This window comes from Avibacterium sp. 20-126, from assembly GCF_044358625.1.
Taxonomy (GTDB): Bacteria; Pseudomonadota; Gammaproteobacteria; order Enterobacterales; family Pasteurellaceae; genus Avibacterium.
Genome location: NZ_CP091457.1, coordinates 85,999 through 108,521 on the forward strand (window position 1 = coordinate 85,999; position 22,523 = coordinate 108,521).

The window sequence follows — 22,523 nt, forward strand, 5'->3', positions numbered from 1 at the left end:
TTACTATTCCCTTATTATTCGTATGCTTTACATCTAATAATTATTTGCTTATTAAGTTAAAAGCAAAAATTTACTGGAAAGGCACCGCACTTTAGATGATGAAAGATGTGATCTCTTCGTTGAAATGATAGGGAATGATTAATTTCTTTTTTGTAAGAAATCGTTAAATTTTCTATGATTTTTGATAGGCAACAAAATAAGAAAATGCTACAATTGCGCGTTCAGAACAGCATCCCGATTTTATTGAATAATGGATACAATTATGGCGTCAAATATTGATAAAAAGAAACACGCTGAACAAGCGGAAGATCTTCAGAAGTCAAAAGGACTAAATACCTTTTTATGGCTACTCAGTATGGTAATTATTGCTGTGGCAGCAGTTGGAAATATTTATTTTGCAGACCAATTTTCTACTCCAATCCGTGTGGTTGCAGTGGTGATTCTATTACTTATTGCCTTGGGCATTTTAGCTATTACTAACCAAGGGACAAAAGCACGCGCCTTTTTGAAAGACTCTAGAATAGAATTAAGAAAAATTGTATGGCCAACACGTTATGAGGCAATGCAAACAACCTTGATTGTTATGGCTGTTACGATGATTGTTTCTCTCATTTTATGGGGACTTGATTCTATTATTGTTTCTGTAATTAATTTCTTAACAAATTTGAGGTTCTAAGATGACAGAGAATACACCAAAAAAACGCTGGTATGTGTTACAAGCATTTTCTGGCTTTGAAGGCCGTGTAGCAGCAACATTGCGCGAATATATTAAATTGCACCAAATGGAAGATCAATTTGGTGAAGTACTTGTTCCTACAGAAGAAGTGGTTGAGAACGTGGGCGGTAAGCGTCGTAAAAGTGAACGTAAATACTTCCCTGGTTATGTCTTGGTACAAATGGAAATGAATGATTACACTTGGCAGCTTGTGCGTAGTGTGCCACGCGTAATGGGATTTATTGGTGGTACACCAGATAAGCCCGCGCCGATTAGTAACCGTGAGGCTGATATTATTTTAAATCGTCTAGAGCAAAATTCTGACAAACCAAAACCAAGAACTGTCTTCCAACCTGGTGAGGAAGTGAGAGTTAAAGAAGGTCCGTTTGCAGACTTTAATGGAACGGTTGAAGAAGTCGATTACGATAAAGGTCGTCTGAAAGTATCGGTTTCTATCTTTGGTCGAGCTACACCAGTTGAACTTGAGTTTGGTCAAGTAGAAAAAAATAATTAATAAACATCTAATTATAAATGGCAAGTTGATACTTGCCATTTTTTTAGTATCATCAAATTGTAATTTTTGCTTGGCAATATTCGCAAGAATTTGTATAATTCGCGACCTTACGCGTAAATCTTTCGCGTATTGTTATGTAATCGCACGATAAGTGCTTTCGATCACGGGGAGCTGAAAAGCGTTATCACCCATAACGAGGAAATTAAAATGGCAAAGAAAGTTCAAGCCTATATTAAGTTGCAAGTTGCAGCGGGTATGGCTAATCCTTCACCACCAGTTGGTCCAGCATTAGGTCAACAAGGTGTGAATATTATGGAATTCTGTAAAGCATTCAACGCTCGTACTGAGAGCTTAGAAAAAGGTTTACCGATTCCAGTGGTTATCACTGTTTATGCAGACCGTTCATTTACTTTTGTAACTAAAACCCCACCAGCAGCGGTATTATTGAAAAAAGCAGCTGGCATCAAATCAGGTTCTGGTAAACCGAACAAAGATAAAGTCGGTAAAGTAACAAAAGCACAAATCCGTGAGATTGCTGAAACAAAAGCAGCGGATATGACGGGTGCAACAATTGAAACTAAGATGAAATCTATTGAAGGTACTGCACGTTCAATGGGTTTGGTAGTGGAGGACTAATTAATGGCTAAACTCACCAAACGTATGAAAGCAATCAAAGCGGGTGTTGATTCAACTAAAGCTTATGAAATCAATGAAGCGATCGCAGTATTAAAACAATTTACGAGTGCTAAATTCGTAGAGAGCGTTGATGTTGCAGTAAATTTAGGGATTGATGCACGTAAATCTGACCAAAATGTTCGTGGTGCGACAGTATTACCAAATGGTACAGGTCGTAACGTTCGCGTTGCGGTATTCACTCAAGGCGCGAATGCAGATGCAGCGAAAGAAGCTGGTGCAGATTTAGTGGGTATGGAAGATTTAGCAGAGCAAATCAAGAAAGGCGAAATGGACTTTGATGTTGTTATCGCTTCCCCTGATGCAATGCGCGTTGTTGGTCAATTAGGTCAAATTTTAGGACCTCGTGGCTTAATGCCAAACCCGAAAGTAGGTACTGTAACCCCAAATGTGGCTGAAGCAGTCAAAAATGCGAAATCTGGTCAGGTTCGTTACCGTAATGATAAAAATGGTATTATTCATACCACAATCGGTAAAGCAGACTTTAGCCCAGAGCAATTAAAAGAAAACTTACAAGCTTTATTAGCGGCTTTAACAAAAGCAAAACCTGCTTCTGCTAAAGGCGTATTTATTAAGAAAGTAAGTCTTTCTACCACTCAAGGTGCGGGTGTTGCAGTAGATCAAAACAGTCTATAATTTGAGTTTAAAAAACGGCTTATTGTATTAATAAGCCGTTTTTATATTGGGTTTTATACTGAGAAAATGGCTCTTCAATGGAACTTTTTATTTACATTGATGATAAATCTCTCTATAATGCCCGACCTAAATCTGTTTCGGCAGATTTTTGATGGTGCTTACTATCAAGCCCCGTCCAAGACCGTAGGTGAAATGGTTTCATTTCTTAATAGCAATGCCTGCGTAGATGGTGGACAGACAGAATTTTCTGCTTCTGGACACCTTAGCCTCAAAGAGAAACCTCGCAAATTTAAAGTGCGGTTATTTTTTTGAGATTTTTTAGAAGTTCCGCTTAGGCGGAGTGTATCAGGAGCTAACAGCCAATGGCATTAAATCTTCAAGACAAACAAGCAATTGTTGCTGAAGTAAATGAAGCAGCCAAAGGTGCCCTGTCGGCAGTTATCGCGGATTCCCGTGGTGTGACTGTTGATAAAATGACTGAATTACGTAAAGCAGCTCGTGAAGCTGGTGTTTCAATGCGTGTTGTGCGTAACACCTTGTTACGTCGTGCAGTTGAAGGCACAGATTATGAATGCTTAAAAGATGCGTTTGTAGGTCCAACACTTATCGCATTTTCTACTGAACACCCGGGTGCAGCAGCACGTTTGTTCAAAGATTTTGCAAAAGCAAATGATAAGTTTGAAATTAAAGGTGCAGCCTTTGAAGGTAAGATCCAAGATGTTGAATTCTTAGCAACATTACCGACTTACGAAGAAGCAATTGCACGTTTAATGGGTACAATGAAAGAAGCTGCGGCAGGCAAACTTGTTCGCACTCTTGCAGCATTACGCGACAAATTACAAGAAGCAGCTTAATTACAGCGTTTCTTATTCGGTTTAATTTATTTACTTTAGGAATTGATTGTTATGTCATTAACTAACGAACAAATCATTGAAGCGATTGCTTCTAAATCAGTAACTGAAATCGTAGAATTAATCTCTGCGATGGAAGAAAAATTCGGTGTTTCAGCAGCAGCGGCTGCAGTAGCAGTAGCAGCAGGCGGTGACGCAGCTGCAGCAGAAGAGAAAACTGAATTTGATGTAGTACTTGCAGCAGCTGGTGCAAACAAAGTAGCAGTAATCAAAGCAGTACGTGGTGCAACTGGCTTAGGCTTAAAAGAAGCGAAAGACTTAGTTGAATCTGCACCAGCAGTATTAAAAGAAGGTATTGCTAAAGCAGAAGCTGAAGCACTTAAGAAAGAATTAGAAGAAGCTGGCGCACAAGTAGAAATCAAATAATTTTGATTTTTCCGCGACCAATTCTGGTTCTGAAAGCCCCGATAGAAATATCGGGGTTTTTATTTATATAGCTTCTAGTTGCTTGACTTTTATTTATCCATTCTTATATAATCATCAGCCATTTTTAATTCCGCTAAATAGTTTGGATTAAAAATATACTGAATAATCACCGTTTTGTTGCGTGAATCAGGCTAGTTTTCTGGTAGTTTGATGGCAACCCGCTCATCAGAAGTAAGGTTCAGAGTGCGGTATCTGGAAACGGATTCATCATTGATTGAAAATAAGCGAAAAAATGACCGCACTTTTATTTTCTTTCAACTCGGTCTCACTAAAATTTATTGAGGAAAACCAATGGGTTACTCCTATACTGAGAAAAAACGTATTCGTAAAGACTTCGGCAAGCGTCCGCAAGTTTTAAATGTACCATATTTATTAACAATTCAACTTGATTCTTTTGATAAATTTATCCAAAGAGATCCTGAGGGTCAACAAGGTCTAGAAGCGGCATTCCGTTCTGTATTCCCGATTGTCAGCAATAATGGCAATACAGAATTACAATATGTCAGCTACCGTTTAGGTGAACCTGTATTTGATGTGCGTGAATGTCAAATTCGCGGTACCACTTATGCTGCGCCATTACGGGTAAAATTGCGTCTTGTTAGCTATGATAAAGATGCTGCACCAGGTACGATCAAAGATATTAAAGAACAAGAAGTGTATATGGGTGAAATCCCATTAATGACAGATAACGGAACATTTGTGATTAATGGTACTGAGCGTGTAATTGTTTCGCAATTGCACCGTAGCCCGGGTGTGTTCTTTGATAGCGACAAAGGTAAAACGCACTCATCAGGAAAAGTACTTTATAACGCACGTATTATTCCTTATCGTGGTTCTTGGTTAGATTTTGAATTTGATCCAAAAGATAACTTATATGCACGTATTGACCGTCGCCGTAAATTACCTGCGACCATTATTTTGCGTGCTTTAAATTACACGACAGAAGAAATTTTAGATTTATTCTTTGATAAAGTCGTTTTCCAAATTGAAAATAACAAATTATTAATGACCTTAGTGCCAGAAAGATTGCGTGGTGAAACGGCAACTTTCGATATTGTGGCAAATGGAAAAACCTATGTTGAAGTGGGGCGTCGTATTACCGCTCGTCATATTCGTGCGCTTGAAAAAGACAATGTGACTCAGGTTGAAGTGCCAACAGAATACATTGTAGGCAAAGTGGCTGCGAAAGACTATGTTGATCTTGAAACGGGTGAAGTGATTTGTCCAGCCAATGGTGAAATGACACTAGAGGTTTTAGCAAAATTATCACAAGCAGGTTACAAAACCATTGAAACCCTATTTACGAACGATTTAGATTACGGTCCATATATTTCAGATACCTTACGCGTTGATCCAACCACTGATCGCTTGAGTGCATTGGTTGAAATTTATCGAATGATGCGTCCAGGTGAGCCACCAACAAAAGAAGCGGCAGAAGGCTTGTTTGATAACCTTTTCTTCTCGGCAGATCGCTACGATTTATCGGCGGTAGGTCGAATGAAATTCAACCGCTCTTTAGGCATTGAAGAAACAACGGGCAGCGGTATCTTAAGTAAAGAAGATATTGTCAATGTGATGCGTAAATTGATTGATATCCGTAATGGTCGTGGTGAAGTTGATGACATTGACCACTTAGGTAACCGCCGTATTCGTTCTGTGGGTGAAATGGCAGAAAACCAATTCCGTATTGGTTTAGTGCGTGTTGAGCGTGCAGTGAAAGAGCGTCTTTCTTTAGGCGATCTTGAAGCAGTAACTCCACAAGATTTAATTAATGCGAAACCAATTTCAGCCGCGGTGAAAGAATTCTTTGGTTCATCACAACTTTCTCAATTTATGGATCAGAATAACCCGCTTTCAGAAGTGACGCATAAACGCCGTATTTCTGCATTAGGGCCGGGCGGTTTAACTCGTGAACGTGCAGGCTTCGAAGTGCGAGATGTTCACGCAACCCATTATGGACGTGTGTGTCCAATTGAAACGCCTGAAGGTCCAAACATCGGTTTGATCAACTCGCTAGCGGTGTATGCGCGTACTAACGATTACGGTTTCTTAGAAACCCCATACCGCAAAGTGGTAAATGGTCAAGTTACGGAAGAAATTGAATACTTATCAGCCATTGAAGAAGGCAAATATATCATCGCACAGGCAAACTCAAATTTAGATGAGGAATTACGCTTTACCGATACTTTCGTAACCTGTCGTGGTGAGCATGGGGAATCTGGTTTATATCGTCCAGAAGAAATTCACTATATGGATGTATCAACACAGCAAATCGTTTCTGTGGCAGCAGCGTTGATTCCATTCCTTGAGCACGATGATGCAAACCGTGCCTTGATGGGGGCGAACATGCAACGCCAAGCCGTGCCAACCTTGCGTGCAGATAAACCATTAGTCGGTACAGGTATGGAAAAACCTGTGGCATTAGACTCTGGGGTAGCGGTAGTCGCAAAACGCGGTGGAACAATCCAATATGTTGATGCTTCACGTATCGTGGTTAAAGTAAACGAAGATGAAACTATCGCAGGCGAAGCGGGGATTGATATTTACAATCTTGTGAAATATACCCGTTCTAACCAAAACACCTGTATCAACCAAATTCCTTGTGTGCAATTAGGTGAGCCTATTGAACGTGGTGAAATCCTTGCTGATGGGCCATCAACAGATTTAGGTGAACTTGCGCTTGGGCAAAATATGCGCGTCGCATTTATGCCTTGGAATGGTTATAACTTTGAAGACTCAATGTTAGTGTCTGAGCGAGTCGTACAAGAAGATCGTTTCACGACTATTCATATTCAAGAACTTTCTTGTGTGGCACGTGATACTAAACTGGGTTCAGAAGAAATCACCGCAGATATTCCAAACGTCGGTGAGGCCGCGTTAAGCAAACTTGATGAATCAGGGATTGTATATATCGGTGCAGAAGTAAAAGGTGGCGATATTCTTGTGGGTAAAGTCACACCAAAAGGTGAAACCCAATTAACCCCAGAAGAAAAATTATTACGCGCCATCTTTGGTGAAAAAGCCTCAGATGTAAAAGATTCTTCACTACGCGTACCAAATAGCGTATCAGGTACCGTGATTGACGTTCAAGTTTTCACCCGTGATGGTGTAGAAAAAGATAAACGTGCATTAGAAATTGAAGAAATGCAATTAAAACAAGCGAAAAAAGATCTTGTCGAAGAATTAGAGATCTTGGAAGCAGGTTTATTTGCTCGTGTACGTAACGTATTAATTTCTGGTGGAATCTCTGAAGCGCAGTTAGATAAACTAGAACGTACAAAATGGTTAGAACAAACCCTTTCAGATGAAGACAAACAAAGCCAATTAGAACAATTAGCCGAACAATACGAAGAACTTCGCAAAGACTTTGAACACAAACTTGAAGTCAAACGTGGCAAAATTATCCAAGGCGATGATCTTGCACCGGGCGTATTGAAAGTGGTGAAAGTGTATCTTGCAGTGAAACGTCAAATCCAACCGGGTGATAAAATGGCGGGTCGTCACGGTAACAAAGGGGTTATCTCAAAAATTAACCCAGTTGAAGATATGCCGTATGACGAAAATGGTCAGCCAGTGGATATCGTATTGAACCCGCTGGGCGTACCTTCACGTATGAACATTGGTCAGATTCTTGAAACACACTTAGGTTTAGCGGCGAAAGGAATTGGTGATCAAATCAATGCAATGATCAAACAAAAACAAGATGTTGAGAAATTGCGTGGTTATATCCAAAAAGCCTATGACTTAGGTGGCGGCTCACAAAAAGTGGATCTTTCAACCTTTACAGATGAAGAAGTGATGCGTTTAGCGCAAAACTTACGCAAAGGTTTACCATTAGCAACACCAGTATTTGACGGGGCGCACGAAGAAGAAATTAAAGGCTTGTTAGAGCTAGGTGGCTTACCAACGTCTGGTCAAATTACCTTATATGATGGTCGTACCGGTGAGAAATTTGAACGTCCTGTAACCGTGGGTTATATGTATATGCTCAAATTGAACCACTTAGTGGATGACAAAATGCACGCACGTTCAACAGGTTCTTATAGTCTTGTGACGCAACAACCATTGGGTGGTAAAGCACAATTTGGTGGTCAGCGTTTCGGTGAGATGGAGGTATGGGCGCTCGAAGCTTATGGTGCGGCTTACACCTTACAAGAAATGCTTACAGTGAAATCTGATGATGTGAATGGTCGTACGAAGATGTATAAAAATATCGTGAGCGGTAACCAACAAATGGATCCGGGTACGCCAGAATCTTTCAACGTAATTATGAAAGAAATTCGTTCACTGGGTATTAACATCGACTTAGACGAAGAATAATCTGATAAGCGAAAGCTAAAGTACGCTCAAGTGCGGTGAAAAAATGTTGAAATTTTACACCGCACTTGGATAAGTTTAACTCCGACAGGAGCAAAATCTGTGAAAGACTTAGTTAAGTTTTTAAAAGCACAATCAAAAACTTCAGAAGATTTTGATGTGATTAAAATTGGTTTAGCCTCACCGGATATGATCCGTTCTTGGTCATTTGGTGAAGTTAAAAAACCTGAAACTATCAACTACCGTACGTTTAAACCAGAGCGTGACGGGCTTTTCTGTGCGCGTATTTTCGGGCCAGTAAAAGACTATGAATGTTTATGTGGAAAATATAAACGTTTAAAACACCGTGGTGTGATCTGTGAAAAATGTGGTGTCGAAGTTACTCAAGCAAAAGTTCGTCGTGAACGTATGGGACATATTGAGTTAGCTTCTCCAGTTGCACACATTTGGTTCTTAAAATCTTTACCATCCCGTATCGGTTTATTATTAGATATGCCGTTGCGTGATATTGAACGTGTACTTTATTTTGAATCTTACATTGTTACTGAACCGGGAATGACGGATCTGGAAAAAGGTCAATTATTAACGGAAGAACAATATATGGACGCTGAAGACCGTTGGGCTGACGAATTTGAAGCGAAAATGGGAGCGGAAGCGATCCAAGCGTTATTACGTGATATGGATTTGGAAGTGGAATGCGAAAACTTGCGTGAAGAATTGCAAGAAACCAATTCAGAGACTAAACGTAAAAAAATCACTAAACGCTTAAAATTATTAGAATCTTTCATTCAATCAGGCAATAAACCTGAGTGGATGGTGATGACAGTATTACCTGTTTTACCACCAGATTTACGTCCATTAGTACCACTTGATGGCGGACGCTTTGCAACGTCCGATTTAAATGATTTATATCGTCGTGTGATTAACCGTAATAACCGTTTAAAACGTTTATTAGACTTGATTGCACCGGATATTATCGTGCGTAACGAAAAGCGTATGTTACAAGAATCTGTCGATGCGTTATTGGATAACGGTCGTCGTGGTCGTGCAATTACGGGTTCTAACCGTCGTCCATTGAAATCACTTGCGGATATGATCAAAGGTAAACAAGGTCGTTTCCGTCAAAACTTATTAGGTAAACGTGTTGATTATTCTGGTCGTTCTGTAATTACAGTGGGTCCATACCTACATCTACATCAATGTGGTTTACCGAAAAAAATGGCATTGGAATTATTCCGTCCATTTATTTACGCGAAATTAGAAAGCCGTGGCTTTGCAACAACCATCAAAGCTGCGAAGAAAATGGTTGAGCGTGAAGATGCTATCGTATGGGATATTTTGGCTGAAGTTATCCGTGAACACCCAATCTTATTAAACCGTGCGCCAACCTTGCACCGTTTGGGTATTCAGGCTTTTGAACCAATCTTAATTGAAGGTAAAGCGATTCAATTACACCCATTAGTGTGTGCGGCATTCAATGCGGACTTCGATGGTGACCAAATGGCGGTTCACGTACCATTAACCCTTGAAGCTCAGCTTGAAGCGCGTGCGTTGATGATGTCAACCAACAACATTCTTTCACCAGCTAATGGTGAGCCAATTATCGTACCATCACAAGACGTGGTATTAGGTCTTTACTATATGACACGCGATAAAGTGAACGGTAAAGGCGAAGGAATGTTATTACAAGATCCGCGTGAAGCAGAAAAAGCTTATCGTACAGGACAAGCAGAATTACATTCTCGTGTGAAAGTACGTATCACAGAATATGTGAAAGATGCTGCTGATGAGTTTGTTCCGCAAACGAACCTTGTGGATACCACAATTGGTCGTGCCATTTTATGGATGATTGCACCAAAAGGAATGCCATTTAGCTTATTCAATCAAACCCTAGGCAAAAAAGCGATTTCTAAATTAATTAATGAAAGTTATCGTCGTCTTGGATTGAAAGCGAGCGTGCTATTTGCTGACCAAATTATGTACACTGGTTTTGCTTATGCCGCACGTTCTGGTTCATCAGTCGGTATTGATGATATGGTGATCCCGGCGAAAAAATATGAAATTATTTCAGCCGCAGAACAAGAAGTTGGAGAAATTCAAGAGCAATTCCAATCAGGTTTAGTTACCGCAGGTGAGCGTTATAACAAAGTCATCGATATTTGGGCAGCCGCAAATGAACGTGTTGCTAAAGCGATGATGGAAAACCTTTCACAAGAAGAAGTCGTAAACCGTGAAGGGGAGCTGGAAAAACAAGCGTCATTTAACAGTATCTTTATGATGGCGGATTCTGGGGCGCGTGGTTCTGCCGCACAGATTCGTCAGCTTGCTGGTATGCGTGGTTTGATGGCTCGTCCAGATGGCTCAATTATCGAAACACCAATTACCGCGAACTTCCGCGAAGGGCTAAACGTACTTCAGTACTTTATTTCAACCCACGGTGCGCGTAAAGGTTTGGCGGATACCGCACTGAAAACGGCAAACTCAGGTTACTTAACTCGCCGTTTAGTGGATGTGGCACAAGACTTAGTGATCATTGAAGATGACTGTGGTACTTACGAAGGTATCGTAATGACCCCATTAATTGAGGGGGGCGATGTAAAAGAGCCTTTACGTGATCGCGTATTAGGTCGTGTTGCCGCAGAAGACATCTTAAAACCGGGTACAGACGAAGTTTTAATCCCACGTAATACCTTATTAGATGAAAAACTTTGTGATCTCATTGATGAAAATTCCGTTGATAGCATTAAAGTACGTTCAGTCGTAACCTGTGATACTAACTTTGGTGTATGTGCGAAATGTTACGGACGCGATCTGGCACGCGGACACCTTATTAACCAAGGTGAAGCGGTAGGTGTTATTGCTGCACAATCAATCGGTGAGCCGGGTACACAGCTAACGATGCGTACCTTCCATATCGGTGGTGCGGCATCTGCGGCAGCAAAAGAATCAAGTATTCAAGTTAAGAATAACGGTACATTACGTTTAGCAAACGTGAAATTTGTTACCAACAAAGAAGGCAAATTGGTATTAACTTCTCGTAACACTGAATTAACTGTCATTGATGCCTTTGGTCGTACCAAAGAGCATTATAAAGTGCCTTACGGTGCAGTATTAAACAAAGCAGATGGTGATGAAGTGAACGCAGGGGAAACCGTTGCAAACTGGGATCCACATACTATGCCAGTGGTTTCCGAAGTATCAGGTTTCGTGAAATTTGTTGATATTGTTGATGGCTTAACCGTAACTCGTCAAACCGATGAATTAACAGGTTTATCTTCAATCGTCGTACAAGATGTGGGTGAGCGTGCAACAGCTGGTAAGGATTTACGTCCAACTATCAAGCTAGTCGATGCACAAGGTAATGATGTTCTCATTGCAGGTTCGGATATGCCAGCGCAGTACACCTTACCGGGTAAAGCGATTGTTACCCTTGAAGATGGGGCAGAGGTTCACGTCGGGGATTCCCTTGCTCGTATTCCACAAGAATCAGCAGGAACCAAAGATATTACCGGTGGTCTTCCACGCGTAGCCGATCTCTTTGAAGCGCGTAAACCGAAAGAACCTGCAATCTTAGCAGAAATTTCCGGTATTGTTTCCTTCGGTAAAGAAACCAAAGGTAAACGCCGCTTACTTATCACCCCAACAGAAGGTGAAGTGTACGAAGAAATGATTCCAAAATGGCGTCAGCTCAACGTATTTGAAGGTGAAATGGTAGAGCGTGGGGATCTGATTTCTGATGGTGCAGAAACGCCACACGATATTCTACGTTTGCGCGGTGTACACGCAGTGACTGATTACATTGTGAACGAAGTGCAAGAAGTTTACCGCTTACAAGGGGTAAAAATTAACGATAAACATATCGAAGTTATCGTTCGCCAAATGTTGCGTAAAGCCATCATCACGAAGGCTTATGATTCTGAATTCTTAGAAGGTGAGCAAGTGGAAGTTGCACGTGTGAAAATGGTTAACCAAAAACGTGAAGCGGAAGGTAAACCATTGGTTGAGTTTGAGCGTGAGTTATTGGGTATCACCAAAGCCTCATTGGCGACCGAATCCTTTATCTCAGCTGCCTCATTCCAAGAAACCACCCGCGTGCTTACAGAAGCTGCCGTGGCAGGTAAACGCGATGAATTACGTGGCTTGAAAGAGAACGTTATCGTTGGTCGTTTGATCCCAGCAGGTACGGGTTTTGCGTATCACCAACAACGCCAGAAAAACCGTGCTGCGGGCATTGTAGAACCTGAGCAACCAACAAAAGCTTCAATGGTTTCAGATGAAGACATTGCCTCTGAATTTACATTCAGTGCTGATGATGCCACCGCAAGTTTAGCAGAAATGTTAAATATGGCAGAAGATGCAGAATAAAATTTAGTCTTTAAGTCATCGAAAGCCCGAATATCATTTCGGGCTTTTTTTATTACTTGGGATTCGGGGCATTAATATTTAGGTAAGCATATAAAGTGCGGTGAAAAATTCATAAATTTTATACCGCTCTTAAAACGTTATCTGAGTTAAATTTTTCCTCTCAATTTCGATAAAATCGCTTTATTTTCAAAATAATATCAAGCATAATCCGCCCTTTCATTTTATTAACAATCTAGGAAAACAAATGACAGTTCAAACAACAGAAAAATTGGCAAATCCGGGGCCTTTAGGCTTATGCGGTTTTGCTTTAACAACATGGTTATTAAGTTTAATTAATGCAGGGATTTTTGCTAAACAAGATGGGATCTCTGTTGTGTTAGCAATGGCATTCGCCTTCGGGGGAACAGCACAATTAATCGCAGGTATAATGGAATACCGCAAAGGTAATACCTTTGGCTTCACTGCTTTCATCAGCTATGGGGCATTCTGGTGGTCTTGGGCATTGTTCGTACAATTTATGCCAACCGCAAGCCCTGCCTTTTTAGGTTGTTATTTAGCTGCTTGGGGAACTTTTACTTTAATGATGTTTATTGCTTCATTTAGCAAACCAAAAGCGTTACGTGTGGTCTTCTTCTTTCTTGTGCTAACTTTCTACGCATTAGCAATTGGCGATGGTTTTGGTTATGACTATATCGTGAATATTGGTGGGTATTTAGGGTTAATCACAGCATTAGCTGCATTTTATCTCGCTGCCGCAGAAATGATTAACGAAAATTTTGGTCGAGAGATTTTACCGATTTAATATTTAAAAAATAGTGCGATAACGCACTATTTTTTTGCGTAAATTTTAATAGTTTTTGATTGATAAACCTGTAAAATGCCTCATCATATTTCATTAGAAATACTTATTAATACAATCCTAACAAAGTGCGGTGAGTTTTTATGAATTTTTCTATGCAACCTATTGCAGCCACAACGCAAGGCGCTTGGCTTTTAACCCAAGGATCAAACATTTTTCTGGTAAATGAAAAATTACCTGAGGGCAAGGCGGAAGCGTTTCAATTAACGGGGCTTTTAGCAATGGAAATTGGGCGTTGGAATGATCAACCACTTTGGCTTGTTGCAGAACAGGAAGATTTACGAACTTACACGTCTTTGCGTAGTTTGTTGCATTTGCCTGAAACACAATTTAATTTGCTCAATCGTGGGGTGGAAATTAACCATTTCCTAAAAACTCACCGCTTTTGTGGGAAATGTGGGACGAAAATGGCAATGGTGAAAGACGAATTGGCGGTGCAATGTGAAAACTCCGCCTGTTCTTACCGCACTTATCCTGTGATTTGCCCTTCAATTATCGTGGCAGTTCGCCGTGGGAAGCAGATTTTGCTCGCTAATCATCAGCGTCATCAACAAGAAAAAATGTACACTACCTTGGCGGGCTTTGTGGAAGCGGGGGAGAGTTTTGAGCAAACGGTAAAACGTGAAGTGTTTGAAGAAACAGGAATCAAGGTGAAAAATATTCGCTATTTTGGTAGCCAGCCTTGGGCATTTCCTAATTCTCAAATGGTGGGGTTTTTAGCTGATTATGTTTCGGGGGAGATTCGTGTGCAAGAAACAGAGATTCAAGAGGCACAGTGGTTTGATTATGATAAACCCTTGCCAAATTTGCCACCAAAAGGCACTATTGCGTTGAAATTAATTAATGCCACACTGGCACTTTGTGCCGCTGATGATAAAAGTGCGGTAGAAAAATAAAGGAAGTTAAGATGTCTGAATTAAAAAATGATCGTTATTTACGTGCGCTTCTGCGTGAACCTGTGGATATGACCCCAGTATGGATGATGCGTCAAGCAGGGCGTTATTTACCAGAATATAAAGCCACACGTGCGCAAGCAGGGGATTTTATGTCCCTTTGTCGTAATGCCGAGCTGGCTTGTGAGGTTACGCTACAACCTTTACGCCGTTATAATTTGGACGCTGCAATTTTGTTTTCTGATATTCTCACTATTCCAGATGCAATGGGGCTAGGTTTGAGCTTTGGAGCTGGGGAAGGACCAAAATTTGCCCATCCAATAGAAAATAGAAGTGCGGTGGAAAATTTGCCGATTCCTGATCCTGAACAAGAATTGCAATATGTGATGAATGCGGTGCGAACCATTCGCCGTGAACTCAAAGGTGAAGTGCCGTTAATTGGATTTTCTGGCAGCCCTTGGACGCTTGCGACTTATATGGTGGAAGGTGGTAGCAGTAAGGCTTTCACGAAAATTAAGAAAATGCTTTATAGCGATCCAAAAACCTTGCATTTATTACTCGACAAATTAGCGGATTCCGTTGCCCTTTACCTCAATGCGCAAATTAAAGCAGGGGCGCAATCAGTGATGATTTTTGACACTTGGGGTGGTGTGCTAGCGCATCGTGAATATCTTGAATTTTCGCTACAATATATGCGAAAAATTGTGGAAAACCTCATTCGTCATTATGATGAACGCAAAGTACCAGTTACCTTATTCACCAAAGGTGGCGGATTGTGGTTAGAACATATCGCGAACACAGGTTGCGATGCAGTTGGTTTGGATTGGACCGTGGATCTCGCAGAGGCAAAAAAACGTATCGGGCATAAAGTGGCACTACAAGGTAATATGGATCCTTCCGTGCTTTATGCTTCTCCTGAACGCATTGAACAAGAAGTGCGGTCAATTTTGGCGGATTTTGGTGAAGGAAGCGGGCATATTTTTAATCTTGGTCATGGTATTCATCAAGATGTACCTGAAATCAGTCCGAAGATTTTCGTTGATGCGATTCATCATTATTCTCAGTCTTATCATAAATAAGGGCAAACAATGCGTAATCCTATTCATAAACGCTTAGAACATTTAACAAGTTGGCAGCATATCACTTTTATGGCGTGCCTATGTGAACGAATGTTGCCGAATTTTCAGCTTTTTTGCCAAGTAACAGAACAGCCTGAGCAAAGTCGAATTTATCAAAATATTCTGAATTTAACCTGGGAATATTTAACCGTGAAAGGGGCAAACATCAATTTTGATAATCAGTTAGAAAAGTTTGAGGCGATTATCCCAGATGTAAATAATTACGACTTTTATGGTGTAGTACCCGCGATTGATGCGTGCGAGGCGCTTTCTGAATTATTACACAGCCTCATTGCGGGAGAAACCTTAGAACACGCGGTGCAAGTGAGTTTGATTTCTTTGCAAACTGTTACTGGATTATTGGAAATGCATTTAGATCGGGAATTATCCGAGCAAGAACTCAAAGCAAGTGAAGAAATTGAGCAAGAACTAGATGTACAATGGCAGATCTACCGTACGCTCCGAGAGAGCGAAGCGCGTGATATTTCCTTGATTTTAGCCCTTAAAAATGAAATTCGAGCTGAAGGGATTTCAAATATCGGTATAGAATTTAACCAATAATGTGATTTAGGCGACATTTTTGCGATTTATTGCTTTGTTTTATATCGAAGTTGATTTATGCTTTAGCACACTGTGAATACAGTATTTCTTAATAGACTTAGGTGTTAGGTATGTCCTAATACGCTTAATTTAATCGAAAATAGAGAAGGTACTAATTTATGAACAAAACGGATTTAATTGATGCAATTGCAAGTGCAGCAGAGTTAAACAAAAAACAAGCTAAAGCTGCATTAGAAGCAACTTTAGATGCTATCGCAGGGAGCTTAAAAGCAGGTCAACCAGTTCAATTAATCGGCTTTGGTACATTTAAAGTGAATGAGCGTAAAGCACGTACTGGTCGCAATCCGCAAACGGGTGCAGAAATCCAAATTGCTGCTTCTAAAGTGCCTGCATTCGTTGCTGGTAAAGCATTAAAAGACGCAATTAAATAATTATTGTCTTTATTTTTCTGACCCTGCGTAATGCAGGGTTTTTTATTTATGCTACTTGATAAATAGCCTTCTTCTCTATTTTAACCAATTTTCTATTTACATTTTCCTTTTCTTTCTATAATATTCCGAACCGAAATTTAAATCTAATCAAGTGTTATGAAGCGAAATATTCAGCCAAGAAATACCCAGCAACGCCGTCATCGCATTGTACAGTTATTACAAAGCCAAGGTGAAGTTAGTGTAGAGCAACTTGTGCAATTATTTGACACCTCAGAAGTGACTATTCGCAAAGATTTAACCGCGCTTGAGGCAAATGGGGTATTAGTACGTCGCTATGGTGGGGCGATTTTAATGCCGCAAGAATTGCTGGATGAAAACCAAGATGAACATCTTTCAAAACGAAAGTTAGCGATTGCAAAAAAAGCGGCAGAACGGATTGCCGATCATAATCGCATCATCATTGATAGCGGTAACACAACCGCTGCCTTGATCAATCAGCTCAATAAGAAGCAAGGTTTGGTCGTGATGACGAACTCGCTTTCCGTCGCCACGCAGTTGCGTGCTTTAGAAAATGAGCCAACGCTATTGATGACAGGGGGAACTTGGGATACCCGTTCTGAATCTTTTCAAGGGCAAGTCGCCGCACAGGTGTTACGTTCATACAATTTTGATCAGCTCTTTATTGGTGCAGATGGCATTGATCTTGAACGCGGTACCACGACATTTAATGAATTAGTGGATTTAAGTCGTGTTATGGCAGATGTTTCCCGTGAAGTTATCGTTATGGTGGAATCACAAAAAATTGGCAGAAAAATGCCAAATATCGAATTAACCTGGCAACAAATTGATGTATTAGTCACAGATGATGTGTTGGCAGAAGACATTAGACAGCAAATCGAAGCACAAGGCGTAGAGGTTATTTGTGCAAGTGCGGTCTAAATTTTAAGTATTTTTTATTATTTTTTTAACATTGAAACAAAGGACATTTTATGTGTGGAATTGTTGGTGCAGTAGCACAACGTGATGTAGCAGAAATTCTGGTTGATGGATTACATCGTTTGGAATACCGTGGTTATGATTCCGCGGGTGTGGCGGTATTAGATGCAGATCATAATATGCAAATTGTTCGCCGAGTAGGGAAAGTCAATGCGCTGGATGAAGCGATTGAAGCGAACCCCATTTTAGGCGGAACAGGGATTGCACATACGCGTTGGGCTACCCACGGTGAGCCTTCAGAAGCCAATGCTCACCCACATCGCTCTGGTAAAATTGCTATTGTACATAATGGTATTATTGAAAATTACGAAGAATTGCGTGAAGAATTGCAAAAACGCGGTTATGTATTTCTTTCTCAAACCGATACAGAAGTTATTGCACACCTAGTAGAATGGGAATATCGCACTGCTAGCTCATTATTAGACGCCGTGCAAAAAACCGTGGCACAATTGCGCGGCGCTTATGGGATGGTTGCGATGCATCAAGATGAACCTGAACATCTTGTTGTCGCTCGTTCTGGTAGCCCATTAGTTATCGGCTTAGGTGTGGGAGAAAATTTCCTTGCCTCTGATCCGCTTGCCCTCTTAAGTGTTACACGCCGTTTTATTTACTTAGAAGAAGGGGACGTTGCTGAAATTTCTCGCCGTGATGTGCAAATTTTTGATGCGCAAGGTAATGCCGTTGAGCGTGAAGTACACGAAGGACATTTTGAAGCGGATGCGGCAGATAAAGGACAATATCGCCACTATATGCAAAAAGAAATTTTTGAACAGCCTGTTGCAATTATGAATACCTTAGATGGCCGCATCGTCAATGGTAAAGTGAATATTGATGCCATTGGCCCTAATGCCGCAGAAATCTTGAAAAAAGTGGAACATATTCAAATTGTTGCCTGTGGTACGTCGTATAATGCAGGTATGGTTGCGCGCTACTGGTTTGAATCTATTGCTGGGGTGAGCTGTGATGTGGAAATTGCTTCGGAATTCCGCTATCGCAAATTTGTAACACGTCCAAACAGTTTATTAATTACCCTTTCACAATCAGGAGAAACAGCAGATACTTTAGCTGCATTACGTTTAGCGAAAGAATCGGGTTATATGACAGCAATGACCATCTGTAACGTGGCAAGCTCTTCATTAGTACGTGAATCTGATTTTGCCTTTATGACCCGTGCTGGGGTGGAAATTGGTGTGGCATCCACCAAAGCATTTACCACGCAATTAACTTGCTTATTACTATTAAATGCAGCAATTGGGCGTTTAAAAGGCACTGTGAGTGAAGAACAAGAACATCATATCGTACAGGCTTTACAACGCTTACCAGCACAAATTGAAAGTGCGCTAGTTTTTGATAAACAGATTGAAAAACTCTCTGAAGATTTTGCTGAAAAACATCATACATTATTCTTAGGACGTGGTGAGTTTTACCCCATTGCAATGGAATCTGCATTGAAATTGAAAGAAATTTCTTATATTCACGCAGAGGCCTATGCGGCAGGAGAATTAAAACACGGCCCATTAGCCCTAATTGATAGCGATATGCCTGTGATTGTGGTTGCGCCAGAAAATGATTTACTGGAAAAAGTAAAATCAAATATTGAGGAAGTTCGCGCTCGTGGTGGTCAGCTTTATATTTTCGCAGATCACGATGCGGGTTTCAGCGATGGCGAAGGCTTTAAAACGATCGTATTGCCGAAAGTTGATGAAGTTACTGCACCCATTTTTTACACTGTGCCGTTACAACTCCTTTCTTACCACATTGCCTTAATTAAAGGCACAGATGTGGATCAACCTCGTAATCTTGCTAAAGCGGTTACGGTGGAATAAGTTTTCTAACAGCCTTGTAATGATTTGCAAGGCTGTTTTTTATTCTTCATTTTCTAGTCTGTTCTCATTGCTTAACGCAAACGAATTGACTACACTATGCACGCTTTTATGATGTGCTTTTATGTACATATTAGCAAATCTCCTTTCTTAACACTTTAAAGGCTACCCGTGAGTAGCAAAAGGACATCTATGAAAAACAACGTAAATGATTATGGCTGGAAAGCCTTGATTGGCTCTGCCGTGGGCTATGCAATGGACGGTTTTGATTTACTCATTCTTGGCTTTATGCTTAGTGCTATTTCTGCCGATTTAGCATTATCAAGCGCCCAAGCAGGATCTTTAGTTACTTGGACATTAATCGGAGCGGTAGCCGGTGGCATAATTTTTGGTGCGTTAAGTGATCGTTATGGACGTGTGCGAGTATTAACTTGGACAATTGTTCTCTTTGCCGTGTTTACAGGGTTATGTGCGTTTGCTCAAGGCTATTGGGATTTACTAATCTATCGTACTATTGCTGGTATTGGCTTAGGTGGTGAATTTGGGATTGGAATGGCATTAGCGGCAGAGGCGTGGCCTGCTCGACATCGTGCCAAAGCAGCTTCTTATGTGGCGCTTGGGTGGCAAATCGGTGTATTGGGCGCGGTGCTGCTTACCCCATTATTATTGCCAATAATCGGCTGGCGAGGAATGTTTATTGTGGGCATTTTCCCTGCTCTTGTTGCGTGGTATTTACGAAGAAAATTACACGAGCCAGAGGTTTTTACGGAAAAACAGACCGCACTTTCCACTACACATCCTACACAATCTAAATGGCAGGCATTCCGAGAGTCTTTCCAATTATTGGTGAAAGATAAGCAAACAGCAAAAGTGAGCTTGGGCGTGGTGATACTTACATCTGTACAAAATTTTGGTTATTACGGCATAATGATTTGGTTACCTAATTTCCTTTCTAAACAGCTTGGGTTCAGTTTAACTAAATCTGGTGTTTGGACTGCGGTAACTGTGTGTGGAATGATGAGTGGTATCTGGATTTTTGGCCGTCTTGCCGACAAAATCGGGCGTAAGCCAAGTTTTCTGCTTTTCCAGCTTGGTGCTATTATCAGCGTCATCACTTATTCGCAACTGACTGAACCAAGCGCTATGCTCATTGCGGGGGCATTCTTAGGAATGTTCGTAAACGGAATGATGGGGGGCTATGGTGCATTAATGGCAGAGGCCTATCCGACCCAAGCTCGTGCCACTGCACAAAATGTGTTGTTTAATCTTGGACGTGCTGTAGGTGGCTTTGGCCCAGTAGTTGTCGGGGCAGTGGTGGCGACTTATTCTTTTTCTACTGCGATTGCTTTCCTTGCCTTGATTTATGTGATCGATATGATCGCGACCCTTTTCTTAATTCCAGAATTGAAAGGTAAACTATTGGATTAATGGATAAAAATGATGAGCAATTTAGTTATGCTCGTCATTTTCTAGTTTGATTGACAATTCCTTACATTTATCCCACAAATTTCTGCTCAAAAAATGAGAATATCCGTTATAATCATCCGCTTAACATAAAAGAAAAGAGATAACAACGATGATACGCTTTGAAAATGTCAGCAAGGCTTATTTAGGCGGCAAGCCTGCCTTGCAGGGATTAAACTTTCATCTTCCCGTAGGGAGTATGACCTATGTTCTTGGGCATTCTGGCGCGGGGAAAAGTACCTTATTGAAACTCATTATGGGAATGGAGCGCGCGAATGGCGGGCAAATTTGGTTTAACGGACACGATATTACACGTTTGTCTAAACACGAATTGCCATTTTTACGTCGCCAAATTGGTATGGTGCATCAAGACTATCGTCTGCTTGCCGATCGTTGTATTGTTGATAATGTGGCATTACCATTAATTATTTCAGGCATTCATCCAAAAGAAGCACAAAGCCGAGCCTTAGCCGCGTTAGATCGTGTTGGTTTACGTGATCGTGCCAATCACTTGCCTATCCATTTATCTGGTGGAGAACAACAGCGCGTGGATATTGCTCGTGCCATTGTACATAAGCCTCAATTATTACTTGCCGATGAGCCAACAGGCAATTTAGATAACGCGCTTTCTCTCGATATTTTTAATTTATTTGAAGAGTTTAACCGCCTTGGTATGACGGTGTTAATTGCCACTCACGATATTAATATTGTTCAACAAAAACCAAAACCTTGTTTAATCTTAGAACAAGGTCATTTACGTTAAGGAAAGTGAAATGAGTTCTCGTCCAATTAATGCGTCTTGGTGGGTTCAAACCCATTATGTGCTACGAGCGGTGTTGGCAGATCTAATTAAGAAAAAATATGCCACCCTATTAACCATTCTCGTGATCGCCGCTTCGCTAACTGTGCCAACGGTGAGCTATTTGTTATGGAAAAATATTCATCAAGCCACCACACAATTTTATCCTGAAAGCGAACTTACCGTTTATTTGCATAAAAATCTCACGGAAGCCGATGCTAATTTAGTGGTGGAAAAAATTCGCCAACAATCTGGGGTAGAAAGTCTGAATTATATTTCTCGTCAAGAGAGTCTTAATGAGTTTAAAAACTGGTCTGGTTTTAGTGAAGGCTTGGATATTCTCGATGATAATCCGCTGCCTGCGGTAGTGATTATTAAGCCAAGCAAAGACTATAATGAAAGCCAAAAACGCAATGAATTAAGGGAAAATTTAGCTAAAATAAAAGGCGTGCAAGAAGTGCGTTTAGATAATAATTTAATGGAAAAACTCACCGCACTTTCGTGGCTCATTGCACATATTGCGGTAGTTTGCACGCTTTTGATGGCTATTTCCGTTTTTCTCGTGATTGGCAATAGTATTCGCTCTGATGTGTATAGCAACAAAGCGAACATTGAAGTGATGAAATTGCTTGGTGCCACAGATCAATTTATCCTACGTCCTTTCCTTTACACAGGTATGATCTATGCCGTCTTAGGAGGATTATTGGCTTGCGTGTTCAGTGCCATTGTAATTGGCTATTTTACAAGTGCGGTGAAATATGTGACGGAAATTTTTGCGGTAAATTTTGAGCTACACGGCATAATGATTGGCGAGTTACTATTTTTACTCGCAATGTGCGCGCTCTTGGGCTATATCGCCGCGTGGTTATCGGCAAAAAAATACAGCTAATTTTTCTCGTTCTTTAATCCCCTTTTGCTTTGTAAAAAGGGGATTTTTCTTTCCTTTTTCGATTTTTTCAACGCTCGCCGAGCTAAATCGAGTATTCTTTATAGAAAGATCAA

The 22,523-nt window shown here is 40.8% G+C and carries 18 protein-coding genes; all 18 read left to right on the top strand.

All coding sequences use genetic code 11. From position 1 onward, the window contains the following. Window positions 1-262 precede the first annotated feature (262 nt). The 18 genes from secE to ftsX all read left to right on the top strand — a co-directional run bounded on the left by secE (window position 263) and on the right by ftsX (window position 22,410). Window positions 263-676 carry a preprotein translocase subunit SecE gene (gene secE / locus L4F91_RS00385; protein ID WP_395896628.1) on the top strand — a complete coding sequence of 138 codons (414 nt, stop codon included), beginning with the start codon at window positions 263-265 and terminating at the stop codon, window positions 674-676. A gap of 1 nt (window position 677) precedes the next feature. Beyond that, a complete protein-coding gene (gene nusG, locus L4F91_RS00390) occupies window positions 678-1,229 on the top strand; it encodes a transcription termination/antitermination protein NusG (RefSeq protein ID WP_265762975.1) in 552 nt (183 codons plus the stop codon). 207 nt (window positions 1,230-1,436) lie between these two features. Beyond that, a complete protein-coding gene (rplK, locus tag L4F91_RS00395; protein WP_265762974.1) occupies window positions 1,437-1,865 on the top strand; it encodes a 50S ribosomal protein L11 in 429 nt (142 codons plus the stop codon). A gap of 3 nt (window positions 1,866-1,868) precedes the next feature. Next, entirely contained in the window at window positions 1,869-2,558 is a 690-nt protein-coding gene (rplA, locus tag L4F91_RS00400; RefSeq protein WP_265778488.1) for a 50S ribosomal protein L1, read from the top strand. 362 nt (window positions 2,559-2,920) lie between these two features. Then, window positions 2,921-3,412 carry a 50S ribosomal protein L10 gene (rplJ, locus tag L4F91_RS00405; protein ID WP_103854415.1) on the top strand — a complete coding sequence of 164 codons (492 nt, stop codon included), beginning with the start codon at window positions 2,921-2,923 and terminating at the stop codon, window positions 3,410-3,412. A gap of 51 nt (window positions 3,413-3,463) precedes the next feature. Continuing rightward, entirely contained in the window at window positions 3,464-3,835 is a 372-nt protein-coding gene (gene rplL / locus L4F91_RS00410) for a 50S ribosomal protein L7/L12 (protein WP_265762972.1), read from the top strand. Between the two features lie 351 nt (window positions 3,836-4,186). Beyond that, the gene (gene rpoB / locus L4F91_RS00415; protein ID WP_250351165.1) at window positions 4,187-8,215 is read left to right on the top strand and encodes a DNA-directed RNA polymerase subunit beta; all 4,029 of its coding nucleotides are present in this window, start codon (window positions 4,187-4,189) and stop codon (window positions 8,213-8,215) included. Window positions 8,216-8,314: 99 nt separating this feature from the next. Beyond that, window positions 8,315-12,577, top strand: a complete 4,263-nt coding sequence (gene rpoC, locus L4F91_RS00420) for a DNA-directed RNA polymerase subunit beta' (RefSeq protein ID WP_395896632.1) — start codon at window positions 8,315-8,317, stop codon at window positions 12,575-12,577. A 244-nt stretch (window positions 12,578-12,821) separates the two neighbouring features. Next, window positions 12,822-13,379: an acetate uptake transporter gene (locus L4F91_RS00425; protein ID WP_395896634.1), complete on the top strand. Its 558-nt coding sequence runs from the start codon at window positions 12,822-12,824 to the stop codon at window positions 13,377-13,379. A 152-nt stretch (window positions 13,380-13,531) separates the two neighbouring features. Then, window positions 13,532-14,332: an NAD(+) diphosphatase gene (nudC, locus tag L4F91_RS00430; RefSeq protein ID WP_395897777.1), complete on the top strand. Its 801-nt coding sequence runs from the start codon at window positions 13,532-13,534 to the stop codon at window positions 14,330-14,332. An 11-nt stretch (window positions 14,333-14,343) separates the two neighbouring features. Next, the gene (hemE, locus tag L4F91_RS00435) at window positions 14,344-15,408 is read left to right on the top strand and encodes a uroporphyrinogen decarboxylase (protein WP_250351161.1); all 1,065 of its coding nucleotides are present in this window, start codon (window positions 14,344-14,346) and stop codon (window positions 15,406-15,408) included. A 9-nt stretch (window positions 15,409-15,417) separates the two neighbouring features. Then, the gene (locus L4F91_RS00440; protein ID WP_395896636.1) at window positions 15,418-16,008 is read left to right on the top strand and encodes a YjaG family protein; all 591 of its coding nucleotides are present in this window, start codon (window positions 15,418-15,420) and stop codon (window positions 16,006-16,008) included. Between the two features lie 158 nt (window positions 16,009-16,166). Next, complete coding sequence (locus tag L4F91_RS00445) at window positions 16,167-16,439, top strand: HU family DNA-binding protein (protein ID WP_017805492.1); 273 nt, start codon at window positions 16,167-16,169, stop codon at window positions 16,437-16,439. A 156-nt stretch (window positions 16,440-16,595) separates the two neighbouring features. Beyond that, on the top strand, window positions 16,596-17,378 hold the full coding sequence (locus L4F91_RS00450) for a DeoR/GlpR family DNA-binding transcription regulator (protein ID WP_395896638.1): 783 nt from the start codon (window positions 16,596-16,598) through the stop codon (window positions 17,376-17,378). 50 nt (window positions 17,379-17,428) lie between these two features. Continuing rightward, window positions 17,429-19,261 carry a glutamine--fructose-6-phosphate transaminase (isomerizing) gene (gene glmS / locus L4F91_RS00455; protein WP_265778483.1) on the top strand — a complete coding sequence of 611 codons (1,833 nt, stop codon included), beginning with the start codon at window positions 17,429-17,431 and terminating at the stop codon, window positions 19,259-19,261. Between the two features lie 189 nt (window positions 19,262-19,450). Next, window positions 19,451-20,686: an MFS transporter gene (locus L4F91_RS00460; protein ID WP_265762960.1), complete on the top strand. Its 1,236-nt coding sequence runs from the start codon at window positions 19,451-19,453 to the stop codon at window positions 20,684-20,686. A 148-nt stretch (window positions 20,687-20,834) separates the two neighbouring features. Then, complete coding sequence (ftsE, locus tag L4F91_RS00465) at window positions 20,835-21,485, top strand: cell division ATP-binding protein FtsE (RefSeq protein ID WP_250351156.1); 651 nt, start codon at window positions 20,835-20,837, stop codon at window positions 21,483-21,485. A 10-nt stretch (window positions 21,486-21,495) separates the two neighbouring features. Then, on the top strand, window positions 21,496-22,410 hold the full coding sequence (gene ftsX / locus L4F91_RS00470) for a permease-like cell division protein FtsX (protein ID WP_265778444.1): 915 nt from the start codon (window positions 21,496-21,498) through the stop codon (window positions 22,408-22,410). Window positions 22,411-22,523 lie beyond the last annotated feature (113 nt).

Coding starts and splice junctions, on each gene's coding strand:
- secE (WP_395896628.1), top strand. CDS start 263: ATGGCGTCAAATATTGATAAAAAGAAACACGCTGAACAAGCGGAAGAT.
- nusG (WP_265762975.1), top strand. CDS start 678: ATGACAGAGAATACACCAAAAAAACGCTGGTATGTGTTACAAGCATTT.
- rplK (WP_265762974.1), top strand. CDS start 1,437: ATGGCAAAGAAAGTTCAAGCCTATATTAAGTTGCAAGTTGCAGCGGGT.
- rplA (WP_265778488.1), top strand. CDS start 1,869: ATGGCTAAACTCACCAAACGTATGAAAGCAATCAAAGCGGGTGTTGAT.
- rplJ (WP_103854415.1), top strand. CDS start 2,921: ATGGCATTAAATCTTCAAGACAAACAAGCAATTGTTGCTGAAGTAAAT.
- rplL (WP_265762972.1), top strand. CDS start 3,464: ATGTCATTAACTAACGAACAAATCATTGAAGCGATTGCTTCTAAATCA.
- rpoB (WP_250351165.1), top strand. CDS start 4,187: ATGGGTTACTCCTATACTGAGAAAAAACGTATTCGTAAAGACTTCGGC.
- L4F91_RS00425 (WP_395896634.1), top strand. CDS start 12,822: ATGACAGTTCAAACAACAGAAAAATTGGCAAATCCGGGGCCTTTAGGC.
- nudC (WP_395897777.1), top strand. CDS start 13,532: ATGCAACCTATTGCAGCCACAACGCAAGGCGCTTGGCTTTTAACCCAA.
- hemE (WP_250351161.1), top strand. CDS start 14,344: ATGTCTGAATTAAAAAATGATCGTTATTTACGTGCGCTTCTGCGTGAA.
- L4F91_RS00440 (WP_395896636.1), top strand. CDS start 15,418: ATGCGTAATCCTATTCATAAACGCTTAGAACATTTAACAAGTTGGCAG.
- L4F91_RS00445 (WP_017805492.1), top strand. CDS start 16,167: ATGAACAAAACGGATTTAATTGATGCAATTGCAAGTGCAGCAGAGTTA.
- L4F91_RS00450 (WP_395896638.1), top strand. CDS start 16,596: ATGAAGCGAAATATTCAGCCAAGAAATACCCAGCAACGCCGTCATCGC.
- glmS (WP_265778483.1), top strand. CDS start 17,429: ATGTGTGGAATTGTTGGTGCAGTAGCACAACGTGATGTAGCAGAAATT.
- L4F91_RS00460 (WP_265762960.1), top strand. CDS start 19,451: ATGAAAAACAACGTAAATGATTATGGCTGGAAAGCCTTGATTGGCTCT.
- ftsE (WP_250351156.1), top strand. CDS start 20,835: ATGATACGCTTTGAAAATGTCAGCAAGGCTTATTTAGGCGGCAAGCCT.
- ftsX (WP_265778444.1), top strand. CDS start 21,496: ATGAGTTCTCGTCCAATTAATGCGTCTTGGTGGGTTCAAACCCATTAT.